Here is a 24,695-nt window from a genome sequence, read left to right as displayed (position 1 = left end):
CTCAGCGCGCCGCGGACGGCTTCGCGGCTGCTCTCGGGGTTCCCTTCCCGCGGGCCTTCGCCGCCGTCGCGTCCGCCTTCGCGGCCGTCGGCGACTTCGCGTTCGTCGTTCCCGCGGCACGCGCGGACGCCGGCTCGGTGGGCCCTGCCGGGTCATCGGCGGGCTCCGGCGTCTCACCCGCGAAGGTGTACTCCCCGGCGCGCAGGCGCTCCAGCAGGGCGATCAGCCACTCCTTCTCCGCGGTGAGCCGCGCGGTGGAGAGGTCGAAGATCTCGCGCACGTACTTCGGCGTGGTCTCGGAGCGCAGCGTGTCCTGCACGTCGAAGCCGTTCTGCGTGATGATCGCGTCGCTCTTGATCAGGCGGTGCTCGAGGCCGGCGATCACCTCCTGCCGGCTCAGCACGAACATGAACGAGGCGACGGTCATGATGGCCTGCGTGTCGAAGGCGGCGACGTTCCAGAGGTTCTCGCGCAGCATCCGCTGCAGCTCGACCTCGCCGGAGGGCGTGATGCGGTAGGTGGTGCGGGCGGGGCGCTTGCCCTCCGTCTCGGTGCCGCTCTCGGCGACATAGCCGTCCACCTCCAGTGCGCGCAGCGCGTTGTAGATGGAACCGGGCTGGATGTGCGCCCACTCGTCCACGTGCCAGGTCATCAGCTCTCGGCGGAGGAAGTAGCCGTGCACCGGCTGGAACTGCTTCACGGCGCCGAGGACGACGAGTCGGGTGGTGGACATGGGGTTCATGCTAACGGCTCGCATCGCGGATGACGGTTGTTTGCATGGTCAAATTTGTCTATAGTCGCAATAGTCAAAGTTGACTAACGAAAGGACCCGCCATGACGACTGCCGTGACCGATGCCCTGCCGCGGGACCGCGCGCTACGCCGCGCCTTCTCGGTCTACCCGACAGGGGTGGTCGCCCTCGCGGCCCACGTGGACGACCGCGCCGTCGGCATGGCCGTCAACTCGTTCACCTCGATCTCCCTCGAGCCCGCACTCGTCGCCGTCAGCGCGGCACGCACCTCGAAGACCTGGCCGGTGCTGCGCGCGGTCCCGGAACTCGGCATGAGCGTGCTCGCGGCGCATCACGAACCGCTCAGCAGATCGCTCTCCGCGCGTGACGGCGACCGTTTCGGCGGCCACGCCTGGCACCGCACCGACGACGGCGCCGTGCTAATCGCCGACGCGGCACTGTGGCTCACCTGCCGCCTGCACAGCACCTTCGACGGTGGCGACCATGAGATCGCGCTCTACGAGATCGGCGACGTCACCGTGTTCGACGACGTGGAGCCGCTGGTGTTCCACCAGAGCCGCTACCGCGCGATCACGCCGGCGACCGAGGGGTGAGCGGACCGCCTCGGCCCCCGCTCGACGGGCTCGTCGTGCACGGAGACGGTCGGGGGCGCGGCCTCGGCTTCCCCACGGCGAACCTCGCTCTCGGGTCGGAGCCGCTGCCGGAGGACGGCATCTACGCCGCCTGGGCTCGCATCGACGAGGAACACCGGCTCCGCGAGGCCACGGTGAGCGTCGGCGCGAACCCCACCTTCCGCGGCGGCCGTGCGCGTCGGGTCGAGGTGCATCTGCACGATGCGGACGTCGACCTGTACGGGCGGCGTCTGTCCGTCGCTCTGGTCGCGCGGCTGCGCCCCACCGTGTGCTTCGACACCGTGGACGACCTGGTCGCGCAGACCGCCGCCGACGTCGCCCGCTCCCGGACGGTCCTCGCCGAGCGGGGGCGTCCGGCTCTCGGCGGAGCGCCGGGCTGAGGCCGGCGTCAGTCGCGGGCCGTCTGCAGCACCGTCCACAGCTCAGCCCGCGCGGGGAACGTCGACAGGTCGGCCCCGAGAAGGGCGCCGGCCTGGGCGATGCGCGCCCGCAGCGTGTGCCGGTGGATGCCCAGGGCCGCCGCGGCAGGCTCCGCACGGGCGTCGTGCTCGAGCCAGGTGCGCAGCGTGTGCTCCAGTGCGGTGCCCTGCGCCGCATCCTGTTCCCGCAGCGGGGCGAGCCGCGACTCCGCGACCAGCCGGGCCTCGTCGGTGGCCAGAGCCGTGAGCAGCCGCGAGCCGACCGTGTCGGCGTAGCGCGCCGCCTCCCGCGGCCCCGGCTGGCGCAGCGCCGTGAGCGCTTGCGCGTGGGCGCGGGAGAACGCGGTGTAGCCCTCGGGGTCGGAGACGCCGATCCGCACGGCGAACCGCTGCGCCACCTCGTCCAGCAGCTCCTCGTCGTCGGCGGCCACGCACATCGTCATCCCATCGTCGGATTCGGCGACGAACGCGGCGGTGCCGTGCTCCGCCCGCTGCCGTTCCCACCAGTCGAGCAGCGGCTCGGCCGGGGCGTCGCCGGTCACGGCCACCACGATCGGCGACGCGGGAAGGCCGCCCAGCACCCGGCGGGCGAGCGCGGGGTCGTCTCCCCGGAGCGAGCGCAGCAGCTGGGTATGCAGTCGGCGGCGGTCGCGGGCGAGCTGCTCGCTCTGCTCGAGTGCCAGGCCGGCCATGGCGATCACCGACGTGACCACCGAGCGCGCCTCCTGGTCGAGCGTCTCCTGCGCCACGGCGATCACGCCCCGCAGATGGCCGCCGCGGCCGACGGTGAAGAGCATGAAGGTGTGCGCGCCGAGCGTGAGGGACTGCCCGGCTTCGAGCCCTCGGTCCAGGATCTCCTGCACGCGGGCGCCGAGCTCGACGAACACGTCCGACGGGACCGCGTCGCGGGGATGGGAGTGGCGCAGGGCGCCGGCGGCGTCGAACATCCCAGCCCACGTGTCCAGGCGGCGGGCGAGCTCGGCCACGATCGCGTCGAGACCGCGCGGCCGCAGGGCGGCGAGAGCCAGGGCGCGCTGCGTGTCCAGCGCCCAGGACCGGCGGGCGTAGGCCTGCGCCGCGATGGCCTCGGAGTGCGCCCGCGCGACGGCGATGAACGGGGTGCGGTAGGGCACCTCGAACAGGGGCATGCCGTGGGCGGCGCACGCCGCGATCAGCTCGTCGGGGATGCCCGAGCGGCGGACCTCGGTGCCGAAGCCGAGCCCCAGCACGCCGCGATCGGCGAGCCGTCCGACGTAGGCGGCAATGTCGTCGTCGTCGAACTGCGCGCCCGTCGTCAGCAGCACCAGGTCCTCCGCCAGGAAGGGAGTGGGGTCGCCCAGGTCGGAGCTGTGCACCCACCGCAGCGGTCGGTCGAGCGCGCCGTCTGCGAGGTCGCCGCTCACGGAGACGAGACGGAGTCCCAGGTCGCGCCGGTGGAGCAGTGCCCGCAGCGTCGGCTCATCCCGTGCGGCCATCGACGCCTCCGCTCTGTACAGTCCGGTGAATCCGCTCATCAGATTGTACGACTGGGCGAATGCGACCGCCGCGCACCGGCCGTACGCTCGCGAGCATGGCACTCCTCGACACCGCAGCCCCCGCAGCCCCCCTCGGCGGACCCGACCTCCCGCAGGAGCGTCGCCTCGTCACGGACCTCCCCGGGCCGCGCTCGGCCGAGATCCTCGCGCGCAAGGCGGACGCGGTCGCCGCCGGCGTCGGCCACACGGTGCCGGTCGCCGCCGTCGCCGCAGGCGGGGGAGTGGTCGTCGACGCGGACGGCAACTCGCTCATCGACCTCGGCTCGGGCATCGCGGTGACCACCGTCGGCAACGCGCACCCGAAGGTCGCCGCGGCCGTCGCCGCCCAGGCCGCGCAGTTCACGCACACCTGCTTCATGATCTCGCCGTACGAGTCGTACGTCGGCGTGGCCGAGGCGCTCAACCGGGTCACCCCCGGCGACTTCGCGAAGAAGAGCGCGCTGTTCAACTCGGGCGCCGAGGCCGTCGAGAACGCCATCAAGATCGCGCGCAAGCACACCGGCCGACAGGCTGTCGTCGCCTTCGACCACGGTTACCACGGCCGCACCAACCTCACGATGGCACTGACCGCCAAGTCGATGCCGTACAAGAGCGGCTTCGGGCCGTTCGCGCCCGAGGTCTACCGCGCCCCGATGTCCTACCCGTTCCGCGACGGTCTCGCCGGACCGGAGGCCGCTGCCCGCGTGATCCTGCAGCTCGAGAAGCAGATCGGCGCCGACAACCTCGCCGCCGTCATCATCGAGCCCATCCAGGGCGAGGGCGGCTTCATCGTCCCGGCCGAGGGCTTCCTCCCCGCGATCGTCGACTGGTGCCACGCGAACGGCGTCGTGTTCATCGCCGACGAGGTGCAGACCGGCTTCGCCCGCACGGGCCGCATGTTCGCCAGCGAGCTGTTCGGCATCGAGCCCGACCTCATCACCACGGCCAAGGGCATCGCGGGCGGCCTTCCGCTCGCGGCGGTCACCGGCCGCGCCGAGATCATGGACGCCTCGCACTCGGGCGGCCTCGGCGGTACCTACGGCGGCAACCCCATCGCGTGCGCCGCCGCCCTCGCCGCGATCGACGTGTTCGAGAACGACGGCCTGATCGAGCGCGCCGCCGAGATCGGCGAGATCCTCACCGCACGCCTCACCGCGATCCAGGCTGAGGACCCCCGCGTCGGCGACGTGCGCGGCCATGGCGCGATGATCGCCGCGGAGTTCGTCGACCCGGAGACCAAGGCACCCGACGCCGCACTGACCGCCGCGGTCGCCAAGGCCTGCATCGCTCAGGGCGTGATCGTGCTCACCTGCGGCACGTACGGCAACGTCATCCGGTTCCTGCCGCCGCTCTCGATCGGCGACGACCTGCTGAACGAGGGCCTCGACATCGTCGCGCAGGCGCTCGCCGCCGCCTGACACCCTGTCCGGTCGCGACCCCGGATCGGGGGATTTCGGGTCGCGACCGGTACTTCCTCCCCGCTTCCCCCGACGACGAAGGAGTTGCAGATGGCTGAGATCACGAGAGACGTGCTGATCGTGGGCGCCGGTGCCGCCGGGCTCACGGCCGCCAACGACCTGCGCAAGGCCGGCCTGTCCGTCGCCGTGCTGGAGGCGCGCGACCGCGTGGGTGGACGCCTGTGGACCGACGTGATCGACGGCGCGATGCTCGAGATCGGCGGCCAGTGGGTCTCGCCCGACCAGGACGCGCTGAAGGACACGATCGAGGAGCTGGGTCTGGAGACCTACAGCCGCTATCGCGAGGGCGACAGCGTCTACGTGGGCCCGGACGGGAAGGCGCACCGCTTCACCGGCGAGATGTTCCCCGTGTCGCCGGAGACGGAAGCCGTGATCGCCCGCATCACCGGCATCCTCGACGCCCTGGTCGCGGAGATCGACCCCGACAAGCCCTGGGAGCACCCGAACGCCGCCGAGTGGGACTCCATCTCGTGGGATGCCTGGCTGCGCTCGCAGACCGACGACGACGAGGCCGTGCGCAACCTCGCCTTCGCGACCGGCTCGGCGATGCTCACCAAGCCGACGCACGCGTTCTCGCTGCTGCAGTCGCTGCTGATGGCCGCCTCCGCCGGCTCCTACTCGAACCTCGTCGACGCGGACTTCATCCTCGACAAGCGCGTGGTGGGCGGTCTCCAGCAGGTGCCGCTGCGCCTCGCCGAGCGCCTGGGCGAGGACGTGCTGCTGAACCAGCCCGTGCGCACCCTGGAGTGGTCCGACTCCGGTGTCGTCGCGACCACCGACGAGCTCACGGTCCGCGCTCGCTACGCGATCCTCGCGCACGCGCCGGTGCTGTACAGCCGCATCTCGTTCGTCCCGCCGCTGCCCCGCCGGCAGCACCAGCTGCACCAGCACCTGTCGATGGGCTTCGTCATCAAGGTGCACGCCGTGTACGACCGGCCGTTCTGGCGCGAGCAGGGCCTCAGCGGCACCGCGTTCAGCCCGTACGAGCTGTCGCACGAGGCGTACGACAACTCCAACCACGGCGACGAGCGCGGCACCCTGGTCGGCTTCGTGTCCGACGCGAACGCCGACGGCGTGTTCGAGCTCTCCGCGGAGGAGCGCAAGGAGCGCATCCTGGAGTCCCTGTCGCACTACTACGGCCCCGAGGCCAAGAACCCGGTCGTGTACTACGAGAGCGACTGGGGCTCCGAGGAGTGGACGCGCGGGGCGTACGCCGCGAGCTTCGACCTCGGCGGGCTGCACCGCTACGGCGCCGACCTGCGCACCCCGGTCGGTCCCATCCACTTCGCGTGCAGCGACATGGCGGGCGCCGGGTACCAGCACGTCGACGGCGCGATCCGCATGGGCCGCCTCGCCGCGGCGAACATCGTCGACGCCAGCCGCGAGGCCACGTCCTCCGAGAGCGGCAGCTGATGACCGGCTCGGTCGTCGTCGGGTACACCGCGACGGACGCCGGTGCCGACGCGGCAGCGCTGGGCGCGCGCCTGGCACGCAGCATCGGCGCCACGCTGCACCTCGTGATCGTGCTGCCGAACGAGGGCACCCGGAGCGCGGCCGTCCCCCCGGAGCGCGCGTACGAGGAGCACATCAGGGCGCAGGCGCGGAAGTGGCTGAAGGACGCGGTCGTGCGCCTGCCGCAGGAGCTCACCCGCAGCGGGCACGTGCGCTTCTCGGAGTCGTTCGCGGAGGGCCTGGTCGCCGCGGGCGAGGAGTTCGACGCGAGCGTGATCGTGATCGGCGCGGCGGGCGGCGGGCTGTTCGGCCGCCACCGCCTCGGCACTGTCGCGTCCGAGCTGCTGCACTCCTCGACCATCCCGGTCGCGCTGGCCCCGGCCGGCATCGCGCAGCAGGACGACCACGTGCTTCCCCGGGTGACCGTCGCGGTGGGCACCCGGCCCGGCGCGGAGGGCGTCCTCGACCAGGCTGTCGCGCTGGCGGGAGCCGCCGGGGTGTCGCTGCGGCTCGTGTCACTGGTGCCGTTCGACGTGCCGCCGGGTCTCGACACGGGCGCGATCCGCCTCGCGGGCAGCGAGCACGCGCACCGCGTGCTGGCCGTCGCCGCCGAGGCGCTGCCCGAGGGGCTCGGCGCCGTCGTCGAGGAGGCCCCGGGAGAGACGGTCGAAGACGCCGTCGCCCACCTCTCGTTCCTTCCCGGCGAGGTCGTGCTCGTCGGCTCCAGCCGGCTGGCGCAGCCCCGTCGGCTGTTCCTGGGCTCCACGGCGGCGAAGATGCTGCACGAGCTGCCCGTTCCCATGATCGTCGTCCCGCGCACCCGCAACGAAGCAGGAGACCGCTGATGAGCAGCACCAACCGGGCGACGGAGCCCGCATCCGGCGTCACGACCGGCATCTCCACGAAGGGCCTCTCCGCCGGCACCGTCGGCCTGATCGGCGCCGTCGTGATCGGCATCTCGTGCATCGCCCCCGCCTACACCTTCACGGCGGCGGTCGGCCCGACCGCGTCCGAGGTGGGCGCGCAGATCCCGGCGATCATCCTGGTCGGGTTCATCCCGATGCTGCTGGTCGCCTTCGGCTACCGCGAGCTCAACAACCGTATGCCCGACTCCGGGACCTCGTTCACCTGGGCGGCCCGCGCGTTCGGACCCTGGGTCGGCTGGATGGCCGGCTGGGGCCTGGTCGTGGCGACGATCCTCGTGCTGTCCAACCTCGCGGGCGTGGCAGTGGACTTCCTGTTCCTGCTGCTCTCGCAGATCACGGGCAACCCCGAGATCGCCGACCTCGCCGGGGTCACCTGGATCAACATCGGCGTGTGCCTGCTGTTCATGCTCGGCGCGACCTGGGTGTCCTACCGGGACATGCAGACGACGCAGAAGCTGCAGTACTGGCTCGTCGGCTTCCAGATCCTCGTGCTGGTGTTCTTCGCGGTCGCCGCCATCACCCAGGCGGTGAGCGGCAACGGCTTCGACTACCAGCCGTTCGACCTGAACTGGTTCAACCCGTTCGCGATCTCGTCGTTCAGCGCCGTCGCGGCGGGACTGTCGCTGTCGATCTTCATCTTCTGGGGCTGGGACGTCACCCTCACCATGAACGAGGAGACGAAGGACCCGGAGAAGACGCCGGGCCGCGCGGCGACCGTCACGGTGCTCACGATCGTGTCGCTGTACCTGCTGCTCGCGGTCGCGATGATCATGTTCGCGGGCGTCGGCACGGGCGAGCTGGGCCTCGGCAACGAAGACATCCAGGAGAACGTGTTCTTCTTCCTGTCCGGCCCGATCCTCGGCCCGCTCGCGTTCCTCGTGTCGCTCGCGGTGCTGACCAGCTCGGCCTCGTCGCTGCAGTCGACCTTCGTCGGCCCGGCGCGCACGCTGCTGGCGATGGGCCACTACGGCGCGCTGCCGAAGTCGTTCGCGAAGGTCAGCCCGCGGTTCTTCACGCCGGGCTACGCGACCATCGTGTCGGCGATCGTGGCCTCCGCGTTCTACGCCGTCATGCGCGTGGTCAGCGAGGACACCCTGTGGGACACGATCCTCACGCTCGGCATGATGATCTGCTTCTACTACGGCATCACGGCGTTCGCGTGCGTGTGGTACTTCCGCAAGCAGTGGTTCGACTCGACCAGGAACTTCTTCTTCACGTTCCTGTTCCCCCTGGTGGGCGGCCTGATCCTCGCCGTCCTCTTCTTCACGACCCTGATCGACTCCATGGACCCGGCGTACGGCTCCGGCTCGGAGATCGGCGGCATCGGGATCGTGTTCATCCTCGGCATCCTCATCATCGTGGTGGGCGTCGCCGTGATGATCTGGAACGCCATCCGCCGCCCGGCCTTCTTCCGCGGCCAGACCCTCGGCCTCGACGCGCCCCCCAGCCGTCGACGCCCCACGACCCCCGCACAGAAAGAGAACTCATGAGCACCCAGACTGAGCAGGCACTCCTCGACAGCATCCCCACCGGCCTCTTCATCGGCGGTGAGTGGATCGACGGCGAGACCGGCGCCACCTTCGACGTGCAGGACCCGGCGACCGGTGCGGTCATCCGCACGATCGCCGACGCGACCCCGGCCGACGGCATCCGCGCCCTGGACGCGGCCGTCGCCGCGCAGGACGAGTGGGCGGCGACCGCCCCGCGCGTCCGCAGCGAGATCCTCCGCCGCGCGTTCGACCTCGTGCAGGCGCACAAGGAGGATCTGGCGCTGCTGATGACGCTCGAGATGGGCAAGCCCCTGGCGGAAGCGCGCGGTGAGGTCGCGTACGGCGGCGAGTTCCTGCGCTGGTTCAGCGAGGAGGCCGTGCGCATCAGCGGCCGCTACGGCATCAACCCCGAGGGCACCGGCCACATGGTCGTGTCGCAGCGCCCCGTCGGACCGTCGTTCTTCGTCACGCCGTGGAACTTCCCGTTCGCGATGGCCACCCGCAAGATCGCGCCGGCTCTCGCCGCGGGCTGCACCGTGGTGATCAAGCCGCCGGCACTCACGCCGCTCACGACCATCTACTTCACGAAGCTGCTGGAGGAGGCCGGCCTCCCCGCCGGAGTCGTGAACGTCGTGCAGACCTCCAAGTCCAGCGCGCTGTCGGCGCCGATCATCGCCGACCCGCGACTGCGCAAGCTGTCGTTCACCGGCTCGACCGAGGTGGGCCGCAAGCTCATCGCCCAGGCCGCCGAGGGTGTGCTGCGGGTGTCGATGGAGCTCGGCGGCAACGCCCCGTTCGTCGTGTTCGACGACGCCGATCTGGACAAGGCCGTGGACGGTGCGCTCGCCGCGAAGTTCCGCAACATCGGCCAGGCGTGCACGGCGGCGAACCGCTTCATCGTGCACAAGGACGTCGCGGGCGAGTTCGCCAAGCGCGTGACCGAGCGCGTCAACGGCATGAAGATCGGCCGCGGTACCGAGGAGGGCGTGGCGATCGGCCCGCTCATCGACGAGGATGCGGTGGCCAAGGCCGGGGAGCTCGTGGACGACGCCGTCGAGCGCGGTGCGACCCTGCTCGCGGGCGGCAAGGCCGTCGAGGGCACCGGCACGTTCTACGAGCCCACCGTCCTCACCGATGTCGTCCCCGGGTCCGCGATCCTCCGCGAGGAGATCTTCGGCCCGGTCCTCGCGATCGCCACGTTCGAGACCGAGGAGGAGGCGGTGCGCCTCGCGAACGACACCGAGTACGGGCTCGTGTCGTACGTCTTCACCGAGAACCTGCAGCGCGGGCAGCGGATGATCGACGCGCTGGAGACCGGCATGATGGGTCTCAACGTGGGCGTCGTCTCCAACGCGGCGGCTCCCTTCGGCGGCGTCAAGCAGTCCGGCGTCGGCCGCGAGGGCGGCTTCGAGGGCATCCACGAGTACCTGTCCACCAAGTACACGCTGATCCCGGTCTCCTGACCGGGCGGCAAGAGGAGGAGCAGACATGACCGACTACGCCGTCGTCAACCCCGCCACCGGCGAGACCCTGGCCGCGTACGACACGTTCACGGACGCGCAGATCGAGGAGGCGGTCGCGGCCGCCGACACCGCCCACCGCGAGTGGTCGCGCGCGACCACGGTGGCCGAGCGCGCCGCGCTGCTGCGCCGTGCGGCCGAGCTGCACCGTGAGCGTCGCGAGGAACTCGCCGACGTGTTCGTGCGCGAGATGGGCAAGCCTCGGGAGGCCGCCCTCGGCGAGGTCGACTTCGCCGCGGACATCGCCGAGTACTACGCGGACCAGGCCGAGGACATCATGGCCGACCAGCCCATCAAGATCCTCGGCGAGGGGTCGGCGATCATCCGCCGCTCCTCGCTGGGGCCGCTCGTGGGCATCATGCCGTGGAACTTCCCGGCGTACCAGATCGTCCGTTTCGCGGCGCCGAACCTGATCGTCGGCAACACGATCCTGCTCAAGCCGGCGCCGCAGTGCCCCGAGTCGTCGACGGCGATCGAGGCGATCTACCACGACGCCGGGTTCCCGAAGGGCGCGTATCAGAACGTGCTCGCGACGAACGACCAGATCGCGGCGATGATCGCCGACCCGCGCGTGCAGGGCGTCTCCCTCACGGGGTCCGAGCGCGCCGGTGCGGCCGTCGCCGAGGTCGCCGGCCGCAACCTGAAGAAGGTGGCGCTCGAGCTGGGCGGCTCCGACCCGTTCATCGTGCTGTCCACCGACGACCTCGACGCCACGGTGCAGGCGGGGGTGGACGCGCGCCTCGACAACAACGGTCAGGCGTGCAACGGCGCCAAGCGCTTCATCATCGTCGACGAGCTGTACGACGCGTTCGTGGAGAAGTTCACGGCTGCGATGGCAGCGGTCGAGGCGACCGACCCCACGCTCGACGACACGGTCCTCGGGCCGGTGTCGTCCGAGGCGGCCGCGGAGAACCTGCAGAAGCAGATCGACACGGCCGTGGCTCAGGGCGCCACCCTGCTCACGGGCGGGACGCGCGACAGGGCGTTCTTCGCGCCGACCGTGCTCGCCGACGTGACCCCGGAGATGGACGTCTACCGCGAGGAGCTGTTCGGGCCTGCCGCGGTCGTGTACCGCGTGGCCGACGAGGACGCGGCGGTGGCGCTCGCGAACGACACCACGTTCGGCCTGGGCTCCTACGTCTTCACGACGGACGAGGCGCAGGCGGAGCGGGTGGCCGACCGCATCGAGGCCGGCATGGTCTACGTGAACCTCGTGCTCGCCGACAGCCCGGAGCTGCCCTTCGGCGGCATCAAGCGCAGCGGCACGGCACGGGAGCTCGGTCACCTGGCCGCCGACGAGTTCGTGAACAAGAAGCTCATCCGCATCGGCTGAGTCGCGTACCCGCGAGCGACGCGCCTCGAAGGAGATCTCGCGTTCTGAAGGACCGGATGCCGCATCCGCTCCTTCAGGGCGTGAGATCTCCTTTTTCTCGTCGCCCCTCGACGAGGAGATGAAGGGGGATGAGGAGGGGTGCTCCGCGTGTCAACGCCCGAGCCGCGCCCGCTCTCCGGGCGTAGGGTCGGAGTATGGCCAACGTCGCTGAGAACATCGTCAAGACTCTGCACGCCAACGGGATCGACCGGGTCTACGGCATCCCCGGGGACTCCCTCAACGGCTTCACGGACGCGCTGCGCAAGGACGGTCGCATCCGCTGGGTCCACGTGCGTCACGAGGAGGCCGCCGCGTTCGCCGCCGCCGCCGACGCCGGCACGACCGGCGAGCTGGCGGTGGTCGCCGGCTCTTGCGGCCCCGGCAACCTGCACCTCATCAACGGGCTGTACGACGCCCAGCGCTCGCGCGTGCCGGTGCTGGCGATCGCCGCGCACATCCCCACGACCGAGATCGGCACCGGCTACTTCCAGGAGACGCATCCGCAGGAGCTGTTCCGCGAATGCAGCGTCTACGTGGAGTACGTGGCCGACCCGAAGCAGATGCCCCGGCTGATGGAGATCGCCATGCGGGCGGCCATCGAGGAGCGCGGTGTCGCCGTGCTGGTCATCCCCGGAGACGTGGCGCTCTCCGAGATCGAGGACGACCGCGCCGTCGTCATCCCGCGCACCCGTCCCGTCATCGTGCCGGGACCGGCGGAGCTGGAGAAGGCGGCGACGATGCTCAACGCCGCGAACCGTGTCACGATCCTCGCCGGAGCGGGTGTCGAGGGTGCGCACGACGAGGTCGTGGCGCTGGCCGACCGGCTAGGAGCGCCGATCGTGCACGCCCTGCGCGGCAAGGAGTTCATCGAGTACGACAACCCGTTCGACGTGGGGATGACCGGGCTGCTCGGATTCGCCTCGGGCTATCGGGCGATGGAGGCGGCAGACACCCTCCTGGTGCTCGGCAGCGACTTCCCGTACGAGCAGTTCTACCCCGAGCACGCCACCACGATCCAGGTGGACATCCGCGGTTCGCAGCTCGGCAAGCGGCACCCGCTCGACCTCGGCGTGGTCGGCGATGTGCGGGCGACGGTCGAGGCGCTGCTCCCACGGCTCGCCCGCAAGGACGACCGCGACCACCTGGACGACGCGGTAGCCCACTACCGCAAGACGCGCAAGAAGCTCGACGAGCTGGCGGTGCCGGCCAAGGGCGACCGTCCGATCCACCCGCAGTACCTCGCGCGTCTCCTCGACCAGCACGCCGCGGACGACGCGATCTTCACGGCCGACGTCGGCTCGCCGACCGTGTGGGCGGCGCGGTACCTGTCCATGACGAAGGATCGGCGCCTGATCGGCTCGTTCACGCACGGCTCGATGGCCAACGCGCTGATGCACGGCATCGGCGCCCAGGTCGCGCATCCCGACCGCCAGGTCGTGGCGCTCGCGGGCGACGGCGGCCTGTCGATGATGCTGGGGGAGCTGCTCACGCTGACGCAGAACAGGCTCCCCGTGAAGACCATCGTGGTCAACAACGCCTCGCTGAACTTCGTGGAGCTGGAGATGAAGGCCGCGGGCTTCGTGACCTATGCCACGGGGCTGCAGAACCCGAGCTTCGCGGCGATCGCCGAGGCCATGGGCATCTTCGCCCGCCGCGTGGAGCGCAGCGACGAGCTGCCGGACGCGGTGCGCGAGGTGCTCGCGCACGACGGCCCCGCGCTGCTGGACGTCGTCACCGAGCGCCAGGAGCTGTCGATGCCGCCCGCGATCGAGGCCGCCCAGGTCAAGGGCTTCGCGCTGTATGCGATCCGCACGGTCATGTCGGGCCGCGGTGACGAGCTGCTCGACCTGGCCAGGGCCAACTGGCGGCAGCTGTTCTAGCGGGAGCCGGGCGCTCCGGGGCTCAGGTCTCCAGGAGCGCCCGCGCCTCCGCGGCCTCGCCGTGGCGGCCGAGACCCTCCAGCACGTCCCCGAGCTCCAGCGCCGCCACCTGACGCAGCGGCGGGAAGCTCTCCGCGTGCTCCAGCGCGGTGCGATAGACGGGCACCGCGTCGGTCGCGCGGCCGTCTCCGGCCAGCACCCGCGCGGCGAACAGCTCGGAGCTGCCGGCGGAGCCCTGGTCGCCGAGGGCGGCGAATCCGTCGGCCGCGGTCAGCACGGCCGACACGGCCTCGTCGATGCGCCCGAGCTCGGCCAGCGCGCGGCCGCGGGAATCGGTGACGTCGGCGAGCAGCCATCCGGCCTCGTGCTGCTGGGCGAGCGCGGCCACCTCGTCGAACAGCGGGAACGCGCGCTCGTCGCGCCGTCCGCCGTAGGCCTGGCCGAGACTGTGCAGCACCTCGCTCAGTGCTCCCACCGCCTCCGGCGCGCGGCGCACGATCTCGGCCGCGCCTTCGAGCAGCCGGACGGCGTCCTCGTGCTCGTCGAAGCGGGCGAGGATCTTCGCCTGCTCCGTCATCGCCATGGCCTGCTCGGCGTGCTCCTCCGCCTCGCCGAACAGCTCGGCGGCGTACCCGTGCACGCCCACGGCCTGGCCGAACTCCCCGGACTCGACGAGGGCCCTGGCCAGCATCGACGCGGTCATCCCGCGCGACCCGGGGGCGACATCGCCCTGCTCCTCGCGCTGCAGCACGTCGCCGAACAGCTCCGCAGCCTCCGGGGCGTCGCCCGCACGCAGCATCGCCCTGGCCAGCCGGAAGTCGACGCCGGTCGCATCGCCGCCGGCCTCTGCGCGCAGTCGGGCCGCGAGTCGGTAGCGGGTGACGGCGCGCTCGGGCTGCTCGGCGTCCTCCCACAGCGCGGCCGCGAGCACGTGCGCGTCGGCCAGCGCCTGGGTGGTACCGAGCTCCGCGAGCAAGCGGCACACCTCGTCCGCGTCCGTCGCACCGTCCAGGTAGGAGCCGGTGCCTCCGCGCACGCGGGCGCGTGTCTGCAGGGCGTTGGCGCGGTGGCCCGCCGAGAGGTCGTCCTGGGAGAGGAAGCGGTCGAGCAGGGTGGTCGCGGCCTCCAGCTCGCCCTTGCCGAGCAGCGCCCCGATCGCGACGAGCGTCGTGGTGTTCGCCAGTCGCGTGTCCTCCGCCTCCGTGAAGGCCCTGGCGGCGAGCTCGGCGAGGTCGAGGGCGGCATCGGGCTCCTCGGCCCGCAGGTGCAGGGAGGCGCGGCTGAGGGCGAGGTCGCCGCGGGACCACGCGGGGAGGCGGTCGGCGGTGGCGAGCTCCTCCTCCAGGGCGGCTCTGGTGTCGTCGGTGTCGAGCCCGAACGTGGCGAGGCCCAGGCGCTGCTCGAGGTCGGCCTGCTCCTCCCGGCCCGCGGCCCGCAGGGCGGCGATGCGCTCGGGCAGCACGTCGGCTGCCTCGTCGACGTGGCCGAGTGCCACGAGGATGCCGAGGCGCATCGAGAGCAGCTGGGCGCGGCGGTCCGCGTCCTCCACCTCGAGCGCCCGCGGCAGGGCCTCGAGCGTCTCGTGCTCGGCGCCGAACTGCGCGAGCTGCATGGCGCGCTCGAACCACTCGTCCGCATCGGCCGGGGTGGTCGCGGGGGCGGGTGCGACGAACGCATCGGAGCGGATGGGAAGGTCGTAGCTCTCGGTGGCCAGGCTGCGCATGCGCGCGAGGCTGCGCGCGTGCCCGTCCGTGCCGTCCCTCTCGTCGAAGCGGGCGCCGATCCGCTCGGCGACGCTCCAGGCGGCGGCTGCGAGGTCGGCGGCGCTCCACGGGCCGTCGTGGCTGCCGAGCAGCGGGACGAGGGCGGGGGAGTCCGCCCCGCGCACCGGGGTGTCACCATGACCGGCGGCGGCGACCCGGTCGAGGGCGACGGCGAAGGCGGTCAGGGCGGCGAAGTGCGCGTCGACGTTGAGGCCGTCGTGTGCGAGCCAGGCGATGTGCCTCTCGACGAGCGCGAGCGCCCTGGCCTCGTTGCCGGTGACGGCGGCGAACACGATGTTGTTGGCGACGATGCGGAGGTTGTCCGGGTTGTCCTTAGCGAGACGGTAGCTGCGCAGGTGGGCGGTCTTCGCCTCGTCGAACCGGCCGGCCCGCAGGTACGGCAGCAGCACGCGGGAGAGAGCGTGCTCGGGCTCTTCGCCGCAGGAGAACCCGCCCTCGATCATCTCCTCCACGAGCCGGATGGCGTCGGCGTCGCGGTCGGTCTCCGCGAAGAAACCGGCGAACTGGCTGCGGCCGCACGCGTCGCAGTGGCTGTGGTCGTCGCGCGGCGTGGCCTCGAGCTGCACGCGCAGGGCCTCCGCCTCGTCCAGCCGCCCGGCGTCCCAGGCGTCTTCGAAGCGTGCGGTCAGGACCCCGCTGAGGCCGAGCCCCGCCGCGCGGTAGTGCGTCTCCATGTCGTCGAGCACTGCGGCGATCTGCTCCTGCGAGAACGCGGGGGAGGACCGCAGCGACGAGGCCATCCACTTGAACTGCCACATCAGGTCGGCGCCGCCGTTGTCGAGGTCGGCGGGGAACCGCTGCGGGTCGGCGTCGTGGTGCGCCAGGCACCACGCGAAGGAGTTGAGCATGACGTCGGTGGCGCCGACCATGTTCGCCGACGCCGTCTGCCGCATGCGCGCCTCGTACTCCAGGCGCTCGTCGCCGAGCTCGACGGCCAGGGCCACGGCCTCCGCGACCAGTGCCTGCTCTGCCGGGCCCCACGGGGTGCGATCGATCTCCTCGATCAGCTGCTGGAAGCGCTTCTTCGGACGTGCCATGGGGATCCTTCGAGTGGGTGTCAGCGGGCGTCGCCGAAGGGGAGGGCGTCCCCTTCGATGCCGGCGGAGAGGGCGACGAGGTCGGCGAGTGCGGTGGTCATCAGGGCGCGGTCGGCGTCGCGCAGCGGGTGGTGGCCGGCCAGCAGCGCCTGGATGTAGAGCAGCTGCACGGTCCGGGCGAACACCGCCTCGTCCTCGACGCGGACGAGGGCCCGCACGACGCGGTTCGACCAGTTGAGGCAGAGGCGCGCGCTGAGGTCGTCGTCCCGCGCGGCCGACAGCGTCTGGTCGATGCGGTCGAGCACGCCGCCCCACAGCGAGCCGGTGATGCCCTTGGTGCGCCCGCGGTCGATCGCGCGCAGCACCTCCGGGTCGGCGACGTACAGCCCGGACAGGTCGGGACGATCGATCGCACGCACGACCACCGCGCAGTCGGAGGCGGCGAGGACGGCTCCCGCGCGCTCCTCCAGCGCCACGGCCGCCTCCCGGTCGTCGAGGGGCGGAGGGTCGAGTCGGTCGAGCTCGCCGGACACGTCGACCTTCTCGACCGTGACGTGGGGGTGCAGCTCGGGGAGCAGGCGCACGAGGTCGGCGTCGTACAGGTAGCCGCCGTTGACCAGCACCTCGTCGGCGGGCGAGATGCCGGCGACCTGGCGGAACTCGTCCACGGTCTGCGCGTAGCGGATGTGGGGATACCGCTCGACGAGGTCGCCGATGCGGAGTGTGCCGTGGGTGGTCTCGACCGTGAGCCAGCGCGTGATGAAGCGCGCGAGCTCCTCGTCGTGGCGCACGAGCGACTTGAGGCCGACCTCGTGCACGGCGACGAACTGGGCGAGGCGATGCGGTTCGCGCAGCCCGAGCTCCAGCACCCACCGGCGGATGCCGGCGCCGAGCTGTTCGCGCACGCGTTCCAGCGCCGCGTCCTCGACCAGGGACTCCCGGCTCGCGGTGGGGGCGAGCCCCGTCGAGTCGACGACGGCGCGCACGAAGAACGCCCAGTCCGGCAGCACGTCGTCCACGCGCTCGGCCAGCAGCATGCGTCCGAGGTACATGCGCGTGGCCTGGCGTGCTCCGGGAGGCGGGGCGGACGGCAGGACGTACGCGAGGCCTCGTGTGCCGGTGGCCGGCTCGTGCAGCTCGATCACGTCGAGGGGTGCGGCTCCCAGCAGCCCCCGTCCGTACTCCACCGCGGCGTCGGGGTCGCCGGCGGCGTCGAGGAACGGCGGCTCCCTGGTGATGTCCAGCTCCCCGCCGCCCTGGGCGTCCACGGTCACGCGGACCGGGAGGAACTCGCCGAAGGCGGTCGCGAGCTCGTGCACGGCGGCTGGTCGCAGCAGGTCGTCGGCGTCGAAGCGCGGCACCAGGTGCACGCTCGTGCCGACCGGGAGCTCCTCGTCGAGCTCGCGCACCCGGAAGGTGCCGTCGGCGCTGCCCGTCCACTCGACGGGGGCTCCGCCCCTGGCGCTGCGCGAGCGGATCACGATGGTGTCGGCGACCATGAAGCAGCTGAGCAGGCCGATGCCGAACTGGCCGAGGTAGTCGCTGCGGGGCAGGTCGAAGATGTCGCGCTTGGAGCTGCGGCCGACCGTGGCGAGCAGGTCGGCGACCTCGGCGGCGGTGAGGCCGACCCCGTCGTCGCGCAGCACGAACTCACCGGTCTCGGGTGTCAGGGGTGTGATGCGGATGCGGCTGCCGCCGCCGTCGACCTCGCGTCGCGCGGCGATGGCGTCGCGCGCGTTCTGGAGCAGTTCCCGCAGGTACACCCGGGGGCTGGAGTAGATGTGTCTGCTGAGCAGATCGACGACTCCGCGCAGATCCACCTGGAACTGCTGCACATCCCCACCCACACGCGCCTCTTCTCACTGCTTCCCGCCCGCCGAGCCTAGCAACAACGCCGGTATATCGATCCGGTTCGGCGCCACCGGATCGATGCCGTATGCTTGGGGAGCAGTTGTTCTCTGCATTCTTTCGCTGTGCCTGGCGTCTTAGAGATGTCGGTGCAGGGGAGGGCGCAGGGGGCTCCCCGAGGCCGCAGGGCCTCTAGGGCGGTAGCTCAATTGGCAGAGCAGCGGTCTCCAAAACCGCAGGTTGCAGGTTCGATTCCTGTCCGCCCTGCGCGTCAGCGCAACGCTGACACACGAAAGGTACATTCAGGATGGATCAGGACGAACCGCGCGGCGATGTCGTCGCGGCCGGCGCCACGCGCCAGAAGAAGGGCAACCCCTTCTCCCGGTTCTTCGGGGGCATCGCCCTGTTCATCCGCCAGGTCATCGCCGAACTTCGCAAGGTCGTCACGCCGACCCGCAAGGAGCTTTTCAAGTTCACGGGTGTGGTGCTCGTCTTCGTCGTGATCGTGATGGGCATCGTCTACGGTCTCGACTACGTCTTCGGGCTCCTGACGCACTACGTGTTCGGAATCCCTGGCTGATGACCCCCGCGGCACCCGCCGCAGCTATGGAGAAGAAGCAACGTGTCTGAACGATATTCCGACGACGCCGACTGGGCGACCGCCGCAGAGCAGTCCAGCGAGGAGGACGAGGCCCAGGAGGGCAACGTGCTCGCCGCAGAGGAGCTCTCGGTCACCTCGGCCGAGCACGTCGCGGTCCACGTCGAGGACGAGGACGGCGACGACGACACGGAAGACATCGACATCGACATCGACGACCCGGAGGCGGACGCGATCGTGAACGACGCTCTCAACCTGGACGAAGCAGCGGAGTCCCAGGCCGCCGCTGAGGTCCTCAACGAATCCGTGGCCGAGGAGGTCGCGGAGCAGCAGGCCGAGGCGGCCGACGAGGTCACCCCCTACGACGGCCCCGACGTGAACGGCGAGGACGACCGTCCGGCGGCCGAGTCCGACGAGGACGAGTCCGAGTCCGACGAGGACCCGTACGAGGCGTTCCGCATGGACCTGCGCATGCTCCCGGGCAAGTGGTACGTGATCCACTCCTACGCGGGCTTCGAGCGCAAGGTGAAGGCCAACATCGAGCAGCGCAAGTCGACGCTCGAGGTCGAGGACGAGATCTACCAGGTCGAGGTCCCGATGGAAGACGTGGTCGAGATCAAGAACGGCCAGCGCAAGATGGTCACGCGGGTGCGCATCCCCGGCTATGTCCTGGTGCGCATGGAGCTGACGGAGGACACCTGGTCGGTCGTCCGCCACACCCCGGGTGTCACGGGCTTCGTGGGCAACGCCCACAACCCCACTCCGCTGCGCTTCGAAGAGGCCTTCAACATGCTGAAGTCGCTCGTCGAGGTCAAGGACGTCCCGACCGCGAAGAACATCGCGGCCAAGGGCGGCGTCGCCGTCGCCCGTCCGCTGCCGGCGGAGGTCGACTTCGAGGTCGGCGAGACCATCACGATCAAGGAGGGCTCGTTCGCGGGTCTTCCCGGTTCGATCAGCGAGATCAAGCCGGAGAGCGGCAAGCTCACGGTGCTCGTCTCCCTGTTCGAGCGTGAGACGCCGGTCGAGCTGTCGTTCGACCAGGTCACCAAGATGATCTGACATCGCTGTCATGCAGAACGCCCCGCCGGTCCGTCTGGCGGGGCGTTCTCGTTTCGGGACGGGTGGCGGATCCGCCCCGACCGAGGGCGGCATCGGCATGGGGTAGACTCGTATGGTTTGTGTGCCGCTTCGGCGTGCGCGCAGACGACCACGTGCCGGAAGGGCCGGTGACGTGGGAGAAGCGGATGCTCCGGCAGCCGCCTCGATGAAAGGAAAGAGAATGGCACCGAAGAAGAAGGTGACCGGCCTGATCAAGCTTCAGATCAACGCCGGTGCAGCCAACCCGGCGCCGCCGATCGGCCCCGCGCTCGGTCAGCATGGCGTCAACATCATGGAGTTCTGCAAGGCGTACAACGCCGCGACCGAGTCGCAGCGCGGCAACGTCATCCCCGTGGAGATCACCGTCTACGAGGACCGCAGCTTCACGTTCGTCCTGAAGACCCCGCCCGCGGCTGAGCTCATCAAGAAGGCCGCCGGCGTGCAGAAGGCCTCGGCCACCCCGCACACCGTCAAGGTCGGCAAGATCACCAAGGAGCAGGTCCGTCAGATCGCCGAGCAGAAGCAGGCCGACCTGAACGCGAACGACATCGAGGCTGCCTCGAAGATCATCGCCGGCACCGCCCGCTCCATGGGCATCACGGTCGAGGGCTGAGGAGAACAGACATGGCTACCAAGTCCAAGGCTTACAAGGCTGCCGCCGAGAAGATCGAGGCAGACCGCTACTACACGCCCGCCGAGGCCGTCGCGCTGGCGAAGGAGACGGGCTCCGCGAAGTTCGACTCGACCGTCGAGGTCGCGCTGAAGCTCGCCGTCGACCCCCGCAAGGCGGACCAGATGGTGCGCGGCACCGTCATCCTGCCCCACGGCACCGGCAAGACCGCCCGCGTCATCGTGTTCGCCACCGGCCCCGCCGCCGAGGCTGCGATCGCCGCGGGCGCCGATGAGGTCGGCGGCGCCGAGCTCATCGAGAAGGTCGCCGGCGGCTGGACCGCGTTCGACTCGGCCGTCTCCACCCCGGAGCTCATGGGCCAGGTCGGTCGTCTCGGCAAGGTGCTGGGTCCGCGTGGCCTGATGCCGAACCCGAAGACCGGCACGGTGACCCCGAACCCGGCCAAGGCCGTCGAGGACATCAAGGGTGGAAAGATCGAGTTCCGCGTCGACAAGCACGCCAACGTGCACTTCGTCGTCGGCAAGGCCTCCTTCTCCGCCGAGCAGCTGAACGAGAACATCGCCGCCGCGCTCGAGGAGATCGTCCGCCTCAAGCCGTCGTCGGCCAAGGGCCGTTACATCCAGAAGGGCGCCGTGTCGACCACGTTCGGCCCCGGCATCCCGCTGGACGTCAACGCCATCTGAGCCTGACGCATCGAAACGCCCCCGGGTCCGCCCGGGGGCGTTTCTGCGTGTCGGCATGAAACGCGGCGTCATGCGCGGCCCTCGGGTGCCTGCGGGGCACGTATCGTGGGGAGGTCCCGCGTCGCACGCGTACACTCGCAGCGCGCCTCTTCACCCCAGGAGGGTCCATGTCCCGTCGTCTCATCGCCGTCTCCGCACTCGCCGCCGCAGCGCTCGCGCTCACGGCCTGCAGCGGGTCCACGACGCCCGCGTCCACCGACGACAGCAGCTCCGCCGGCTCCGACTTCGGGCTCGTGAAGGACGGCACGCTCACCGTCGCCACCGAGGGCACGTACCGGCCCTTCAGCTTCCACGGCGACGGCGGCTCGGGTGACCTGACCGGGTTCGACGTCGAGATCATCCAGGCGGTCGCCGACAAGCTCGGCCTCGAGGTCGAGTTCCAGGAGACGCAGTGGGACGCGATCTTCGCGGGCCTCGACGCCGGCCGGTTCGACGTGATCGCGAACCAGGTCTCCATCAACGACGAGCGCGAGGCGAAGTACCTCTTCAGCGAGCCGTACACCGTGTCCCCCGGCGTGATCGTGGTCGCGGAGGACGACGACTCGATCTCCTCCTTCGACGACCTGGCGGGCAAGACCACCGCGCAGTCCCTCACGAGCAACTGGTACGAACTCGCCACGGAGTCCGGCGCCACCGTCGAGGGCGTCGAGGGCTGGGCGCAGGCGGTCGAGCTGCTGCGTCAGGGTCGGGTCGACGCGACCGTGAACGACAAGCTCACCTTCCTCGACTACGAGAAGACCAACAGCCCCACGGGCCTGAAGATCGCGGCGGAGACCGAGGACGCGGGCGAGCAGGCGTTCGTGTTCACGAAGGACAAGGAGTCGCTGGTGGAGGCCGTCGACGCCGCGCTGGAGGAGCTCAGGGCGGACGGCACGCTCGCCGAGATCAGCGACAAGTACTTCGGCGACGACGTCACGCAGTAACCCATGCAGGACCCCTGGCAGCTGTTCCTGGACTCGCTCTGGCCGATCGCCTGGGCGGGGCTGACGGCGACGATCCCGCTCGCTCTGGTGTCGTTCGTCCTGGGGCTCGCGATCGCGATCGGCGTCGCGCTGATGCGCATCTCGGTGCACCCGGTGGTGTCGGGCGTCGCGCGGTTCTACATCTCCGTCATCCGCGGCACACCGATGCTGGTGCAGCTGTTCGTGATCTTCTACGGGCTCCCGTCGGTCGGGGTCACGCTCGATCCCTGGCCGAGCGCCATCATCGCCCTGTCGCTCAACGTGGGCGGCTACGGGGCCGAAGTCGTGCGGGCCGCGATCCTGTCGGTGCCGAAGGGGCAGTGGGAGGCGGCGTACACGGTCGGCATGAACCGCACGCGCACCCTCACGCGCATCATCCTGCCGCAGGCGGCCAGGGTGTCGGTGCCCCCGCTGTCCAACACATTCATCTCGCTCGTCAAGGACACCTCCCTGACGTCGCTGATCCTGGTCACGGAGCTGTTCAAGGTGGCGCAGCAGATCGCGTCCACGACGCTCGAGTTCATGGTGCTGTATCTGGCGGCCGCCCTGGTCTACTGGGTCATCTGCCTGGTGCTGTCCTTCGGGCAGAGCGCGCTGGAGAGGAGGCTGGACCGCCATGTCGCCCACTGAGAACCCGGCGCAGGCGCTGCTCACGGCGCGCGGCCTGCACAAGAGCTTCGGCGGCCACGAGGTGCTGCGCGGGGTCGACCTGACGCTGCACCGTGGCGAGGTCGTGGTGCTGATCGGCCCGAGCGGGTCGGGCAAGACCACGGTGCTCCGGGCGCTCAACGGCCTGGAGAGGCCCGACGCCGGGACCATCGTGGTGGACGGCGGTCCGGAGATCGACTTCGCGCCGGAGGCCCGTCCGAAGCCGCGCATCGAGAAGCAGCAGCGCCTGGCCCTGCGCGACCGCTCGGCGATGGTGTTCCAGCACCACAACCTGTTCCCGCACCTCACGGTGCTGGAGAACGTGATCGAGGGGCCGTGGCGCGTGCAGCGTCGCCCGAAGGACGAGGTCGTGGCCGAGGCGCACGCCCTGCTCGACCGGGTGGGGCTGGCCGACAAGGCGCAGGCGCGGCCGCATCAGCTGTCCGGCGGGCAGCAGCAGCGGGTGGGCATCGTCAGGGCGCTGGCCCTCAAGCCGGATCTGCTGCTGTTCGACGAGCCGACCAGCGCGCTCGACCCCGAGCTGGTGGGGGAGGTGCTGCTGGTGATCAAGGAGCTCGCGGACGAGGGATGGACCATGGCGGTGGTGACCCACGAGCTGAGCTTCGCGCGGGAGGCCGCCGACCACGTGCTCTTCCTCGACGGCGGCGTGATCGTGGAGCAGGGACCTCCGTCCGAGCTGTTCAGCGCCCCGCGTCAGGAGCGGACGCAGCGGTTCCTCACGCGCATCATGCGTCCGCTCGACGGCGCCTGACCGCAGCTCTCGCCCCTGGCCCGGGTCGCGGATCGGTGGCAGGATGCCCTCGTGGGGACCATCGACGACTACCTCGCCGGGCTCGCGCCGGCGGACCGTGAGGCCATCGAGCGGGTGTACGCGATCGCGCGTGGTGTCGTGCCCGATGCGGAGCAGGGCACCGGCTACGGCATGCCGGCGCTCGTGCACCGCGGGAAGTCCCTGCTCTCGGTGATGCGGGCGAAGAAGCACATCGGCGTGTACCCGTTCAGCCCCGCGGCGGTCTCCGAGGTGGCCGAGCTGTTGGCCGACCACCCCGGGTTGAGTCTGGACAAGGGCACGATCCGCTTCCAGCCCGAGCATCCGCTGCCGGCGGCGGCCGTCGAGCAGCTGGTGCGCGCGCGGCTCGCGCAGATCGAGGGCCGCTGAGCTCAGCCGCCCAGCACGGGGAGCACGAGGCTGATCGCCAGGGTCACCATGATCACGGCGATCACCGCATCGAGGATGCGCCAGGAGCGCGGGGTGCGCAGCCAGCGGCCGAGGTGGCGGGCGCCGAATCCGAGAGCGGTGAACCACAGGACGCTGGCCGCGATGGCGCCGGCTGCGAAGAGCCAGCGCTGATCGCCGTGCGTGGCGGCGATGGAGCCCAGCATCAGCACGGTGTCGAGGTAGACGTGCGGGTTGAGCCACGTGAGCGCGAGCGTGGTGAGCACGACCGGCGCGAGGCGCGTGCCCGTGCGCGCGGCGGTCTGCACGGCGGTCGCTCCGGTGCTGCCGACCGCGGTCGGGGGCGCGGCCGGGGCGTCCACCACGAGCTCTTCCCCGCCCCGCCAGGCGCGACGTGCCGCGAGCAGTCCGTAGCCCAGCAGGAACCCGGCCCCCGCCCAGCGCGCGACCACGACCAGCCAGGGCGCGGACTGCAGCAGGAAGCCCAGCCCGGCAACCCCGGCGACGATCAGCACCGCATCGGACACGGCGCACACGATCACGACCGCGAGGACATGCTCCCGTCGGATGCCCTGGCGCAGCACGAAGACGTTCTGGGCGCCGATGGCCACGATGAGCGACAGGCCGAGTCCGAGACCGGCGAGGACGGTGAGCATGATTCCACACTAGGAACGCCCTCGCCGTGAGGGGAAGCGAAGATTCCTACCGAACCAT

The 24,695-nt window shown here is 70.9% G+C and carries 22 protein-coding genes and 1 tRNA gene; 18 read left to right on the top strand and 5 right to left on the bottom strand.

The genetic code is table 11. The annotated features are described in order from the left end of the window. Position 1: 1 nt before the first annotated feature. Entirely contained in the window at positions 2 to 733 is a 732-nt protein-coding gene (locus M3C17_RS09010) for a PadR family transcriptional regulator (protein WP_259977326.1), read from the bottom strand. Positions 734 to 834: 101 nt separating this feature from the next. Between M3C17_RS09010 and M3C17_RS09005 the strand changes: the two genes are divergently transcribed. Both M3C17_RS09005 and M3C17_RS09000 read left to right on the top strand, forming a co-directional pair. After that, positions 835 to 1,344 (top strand): flavin reductase family protein, encoded by a 510-nt coding sequence (locus M3C17_RS09005; RefSeq protein ID WP_259977324.1) that lies wholly within the window; start codon positions 835 to 837, stop codon positions 1,342 to 1,344. Next, positions 1,341 to 1,763 (top strand): riboflavin kinase, encoded by a 423-nt coding sequence (locus M3C17_RS09000; RefSeq protein WP_259977322.1) that lies wholly within the window; start codon positions 1,341 to 1,343, stop codon positions 1,761 to 1,763. The genes M3C17_RS09005 and M3C17_RS09000 overlap by 4 nt, the downstream gene beginning before the upstream one ends. Before the next feature lie 8 nt (positions 1,764 to 1,771). On the opposite strand, the gene M3C17_RS08995 is transcribed toward M3C17_RS09000, so the two are convergent. After that, a complete protein-coding gene (locus M3C17_RS08995) occupies positions 1,772 to 3,316 on the bottom strand; it encodes a PucR family transcriptional regulator (RefSeq protein WP_259977320.1) in 1,545 nt (514 codons plus the stop codon). Between the two features lie 56 nt (positions 3,317 to 3,372). Here M3C17_RS08995 and gabT point away from each other — a divergent pair, with 56 nt between their 5' ends. From gabT to poxB, 7 genes are all read left to right on the top strand, one after another. Then, complete coding sequence (gabT, locus tag M3C17_RS08990) at positions 3,373 to 4,734, top strand: 4-aminobutyrate--2-oxoglutarate transaminase (protein WP_259977318.1); 1,362 nt, start codon at positions 3,373 to 3,375, stop codon at positions 4,732 to 4,734. A gap of 90 nt (positions 4,735 to 4,824) precedes the next feature. After that, complete coding sequence (locus M3C17_RS08985) at positions 4,825 to 6,207, top strand: NAD(P)/FAD-dependent oxidoreductase (RefSeq protein WP_259977316.1); 1,383 nt, start codon at positions 4,825 to 4,827, stop codon at positions 6,205 to 6,207. Beyond that, positions 6,207 to 7,091, top strand: a complete 885-nt coding sequence (locus M3C17_RS08980; RefSeq protein WP_259977315.1) for a universal stress protein — start codon at positions 6,207 to 6,209, stop codon at positions 7,089 to 7,091. Before M3C17_RS08985 ends, M3C17_RS08980 begins: the two co-directional genes overlap by 1 nt. Further along, positions 7,091 to 8,662: an APC family permease gene (locus M3C17_RS08975; RefSeq protein WP_259977314.1), complete on the top strand. Its 1,572-nt coding sequence runs from the start codon at positions 7,091 to 7,093 to the stop codon at positions 8,660 to 8,662. The genes M3C17_RS08980 and M3C17_RS08975 overlap by 1 nt, the downstream gene beginning before the upstream one ends. Beyond that, positions 8,659 to 10,125, top strand: a complete 1,467-nt coding sequence (locus M3C17_RS08970; protein WP_259977313.1) for an NAD-dependent succinate-semialdehyde dehydrogenase — start codon at positions 8,659 to 8,661, stop codon at positions 10,123 to 10,125. Before M3C17_RS08975 ends, M3C17_RS08970 begins: the two co-directional genes overlap by 4 nt. Before the next feature lie 25 nt (positions 10,126 to 10,150). After that, entirely contained in the window at positions 10,151 to 11,515 is a 1,365-nt protein-coding gene (locus M3C17_RS08965) for an NAD-dependent succinate-semialdehyde dehydrogenase (protein WP_259977312.1), read from the top strand. Positions 11,516 to 11,709: 194 nt separating this feature from the next. After that, entirely contained in the window at positions 11,710 to 13,434 is a 1,725-nt protein-coding gene (gene poxB, locus M3C17_RS08960) for a ubiquinone-dependent pyruvate dehydrogenase (protein WP_259977311.1), read from the top strand. 22 nt (positions 13,435 to 13,456) lie between these two features. Here the strand turns inward: poxB and M3C17_RS08955 are convergent, their stop codons facing one another. Continuing rightward, the gene (locus tag M3C17_RS08955; RefSeq protein WP_259977310.1) at positions 13,457 to 16,255 is read right to left on the bottom strand and encodes a hypothetical protein; all 2,799 of its coding nucleotides are present in this window, start codon (positions 16,253 to 16,255) and stop codon (positions 13,457 to 13,459) included. 20 nt (positions 16,256 to 16,275) lie between these two features. Next, positions 16,276 to 18,102, bottom strand: coding sequence for an HSP90 family protein (locus M3C17_RS08950; RefSeq protein WP_259977309.1), 1,827 nt, complete (start codon positions 18,100 to 18,102; stop codon positions 16,276 to 16,278). 195 nt (positions 18,103 to 18,297) lie between these two features. Here M3C17_RS08950 and M3C17_RS08945 point away from each other — a divergent pair. The 9 genes from M3C17_RS08945 (at position 18,298) to M3C17_RS08905 (ending at position 23,963) form a co-directional block, all read left to right on the top strand. Beyond that, positions 18,298 to 18,370: transfer RNA gene (locus M3C17_RS08945), tRNA-Trp, on the top strand. A 40-nt stretch (positions 18,371 to 18,410) separates the two neighbouring features. After that, positions 18,411 to 18,683 (top strand): preprotein translocase subunit SecE, encoded by a 273-nt coding sequence (gene secE, locus M3C17_RS08940; RefSeq protein WP_259977308.1) that lies wholly within the window; start codon positions 18,411 to 18,413, stop codon positions 18,681 to 18,683. Between the two features lie 42 nt (positions 18,684 to 18,725). Continuing rightward, a complete protein-coding gene (gene nusG, locus M3C17_RS08935) occupies positions 18,726 to 19,760 on the top strand; it encodes a transcription termination/antitermination protein NusG (RefSeq protein ID WP_259977307.1) in 1,035 nt (344 codons plus the stop codon). Between the two features lie 220 nt (positions 19,761 to 19,980). Continuing rightward, positions 19,981 to 20,412 carry a 50S ribosomal protein L11 gene (gene rplK, locus M3C17_RS08930; RefSeq protein ID WP_259977306.1) on the top strand — a complete coding sequence of 144 codons (432 nt, stop codon included), beginning with the start codon at positions 19,981 to 19,983 and terminating at the stop codon, positions 20,410 to 20,412. 11 nt (positions 20,413 to 20,423) lie between these two features. Beyond that, complete coding sequence (gene rplA / locus M3C17_RS08925; protein WP_259977305.1) at positions 20,424 to 21,113, top strand: 50S ribosomal protein L1; 690 nt, start codon at positions 20,424 to 20,426, stop codon at positions 21,111 to 21,113. 167 nt (positions 21,114 to 21,280) lie between these two features. Beyond that, complete coding sequence (locus M3C17_RS08920) at positions 21,281 to 22,096, top strand: amino acid ABC transporter substrate-binding protein (protein ID WP_259977304.1); 816 nt, start codon at positions 21,281 to 21,283, stop codon at positions 22,094 to 22,096. 3 nt (positions 22,097 to 22,099) lie between these two features. Beyond that, entirely contained in the window at positions 22,100 to 22,765 is a 666-nt protein-coding gene (locus M3C17_RS08915; RefSeq protein ID WP_259977303.1) for an amino acid ABC transporter permease, read from the top strand. Further along, complete coding sequence (locus tag M3C17_RS08910) at positions 22,752 to 23,555, top strand: amino acid ABC transporter ATP-binding protein (RefSeq protein WP_259977302.1); 804 nt, start codon at positions 22,752 to 22,754, stop codon at positions 23,553 to 23,555. The genes M3C17_RS08915 and M3C17_RS08910 overlap by 14 nt, the downstream gene beginning before the upstream one ends. A 51-nt stretch (positions 23,556 to 23,606) precedes the next feature. Beyond that, positions 23,607 to 23,963 (top strand): iron chaperone, encoded by a 357-nt coding sequence (locus tag M3C17_RS08905; protein ID WP_259977301.1) that lies wholly within the window; start codon positions 23,607 to 23,609, stop codon positions 23,961 to 23,963. A 2-nt stretch (positions 23,964 to 23,965) separates the two neighbouring features. Here the strand turns inward: M3C17_RS08905 and lysE are convergent, their stop codons facing one another. Next, positions 23,966 to 24,637 carry an L-lysine exporter gene (gene lysE / locus M3C17_RS08900; RefSeq protein ID WP_259977300.1) on the bottom strand — a complete coding sequence of 224 codons (672 nt, stop codon included), beginning with the start codon at positions 24,635 to 24,637 and terminating at the stop codon, positions 23,966 to 23,968. Between the last annotated feature and the right edge of the window lie 58 nt (positions 24,638 to 24,695).

This window comes from Microbacterium sp. p3-SID336 (assembly GCF_025143365.1).
Lineage (GTDB): Bacteria > Actinomycetota > Actinomycetes > Actinomycetales > Microbacteriaceae > Microbacterium.
Note: the sequence above shows the minus strand (reverse complement) of the source record. Positions and strands in the feature narration are given on the sequence as shown.

What these genes read in the sequence shown, in the direction of transcription:
- M3C17_RS09010 (WP_259977326.1), bottom strand. Translation starts at nt 733, where the DNA reads ATGTCCACCACCCGACTCGTCGTCCTCGGCGCCGTGAAGCAGTTCCAG.
- M3C17_RS09005 (WP_259977324.1), top strand. Translation starts at nt 835, where the DNA reads ATGACGACTGCCGTGACCGATGCCCTGCCGCGGGACCGCGCGCTACGC.
- M3C17_RS08995 (WP_259977320.1), bottom strand. Translation starts at nt 3,316, where the DNA reads ATGAGCGGATTCACCGGACTGTACAGAGCGGAGGCGTCGATGGCCGCA.
- gabT (WP_259977318.1), top strand. Translation starts at nt 3,373, where the DNA reads ATGGCACTCCTCGACACCGCAGCCCCCGCAGCCCCCCTCGGCGGACCC.
- M3C17_RS08985 (WP_259977316.1), top strand. Translation starts at nt 4,825, where the DNA reads ATGGCTGAGATCACGAGAGACGTGCTGATCGTGGGCGCCGGTGCCGCC.
- M3C17_RS08980 (WP_259977315.1), top strand. Translation starts at nt 6,207, where the DNA reads ATGACCGGCTCGGTCGTCGTCGGGTACACCGCGACGGACGCCGGTGCC.
- M3C17_RS08975 (WP_259977314.1), top strand. Translation starts at nt 7,091, where the DNA reads ATGAGCAGCACCAACCGGGCGACGGAGCCCGCATCCGGCGTCACGACC.
- M3C17_RS08970 (WP_259977313.1), top strand. Translation starts at nt 8,659, where the DNA reads ATGAGCACCCAGACTGAGCAGGCACTCCTCGACAGCATCCCCACCGGC.
- M3C17_RS08965 (WP_259977312.1), top strand. Translation starts at nt 10,151, where the DNA reads ATGACCGACTACGCCGTCGTCAACCCCGCCACCGGCGAGACCCTGGCC.
- poxB (WP_259977311.1), top strand. Translation starts at nt 11,710, where the DNA reads ATGGCCAACGTCGCTGAGAACATCGTCAAGACTCTGCACGCCAACGGG.
- M3C17_RS08955 (WP_259977310.1), bottom strand. Translation starts at nt 16,255, where the DNA reads ATGGCACGTCCGAAGAAGCGCTTCCAGCAGCTGATCGAGGAGATCGAT.
- secE (WP_259977308.1), top strand. Translation starts at nt 18,411, where the DNA reads ATGGATCAGGACGAACCGCGCGGCGATGTCGTCGCGGCCGGCGCCACG.
- rplK (WP_259977306.1), top strand. Translation starts at nt 19,981, where the DNA reads ATGGCACCGAAGAAGAAGGTGACCGGCCTGATCAAGCTTCAGATCAAC.
- rplA (WP_259977305.1), top strand. Translation starts at nt 20,424, where the DNA reads ATGGCTACCAAGTCCAAGGCTTACAAGGCTGCCGCCGAGAAGATCGAG.
- M3C17_RS08920 (WP_259977304.1), top strand. Translation starts at nt 21,281, where the DNA reads ATGTCCCGTCGTCTCATCGCCGTCTCCGCACTCGCCGCCGCAGCGCTC.
- M3C17_RS08915 (WP_259977303.1), top strand. Translation starts at nt 22,100, where the DNA reads ATGCAGGACCCCTGGCAGCTGTTCCTGGACTCGCTCTGGCCGATCGCC.
- M3C17_RS08910 (WP_259977302.1), top strand. Translation starts at nt 22,752, where the DNA reads ATGTCGCCCACTGAGAACCCGGCGCAGGCGCTGCTCACGGCGCGCGGC.
- lysE (WP_259977300.1), bottom strand. Translation starts at nt 24,637, where the DNA reads ATGCTCACCGTCCTCGCCGGTCTCGGACTCGGCCTGTCGCTCATCGTG.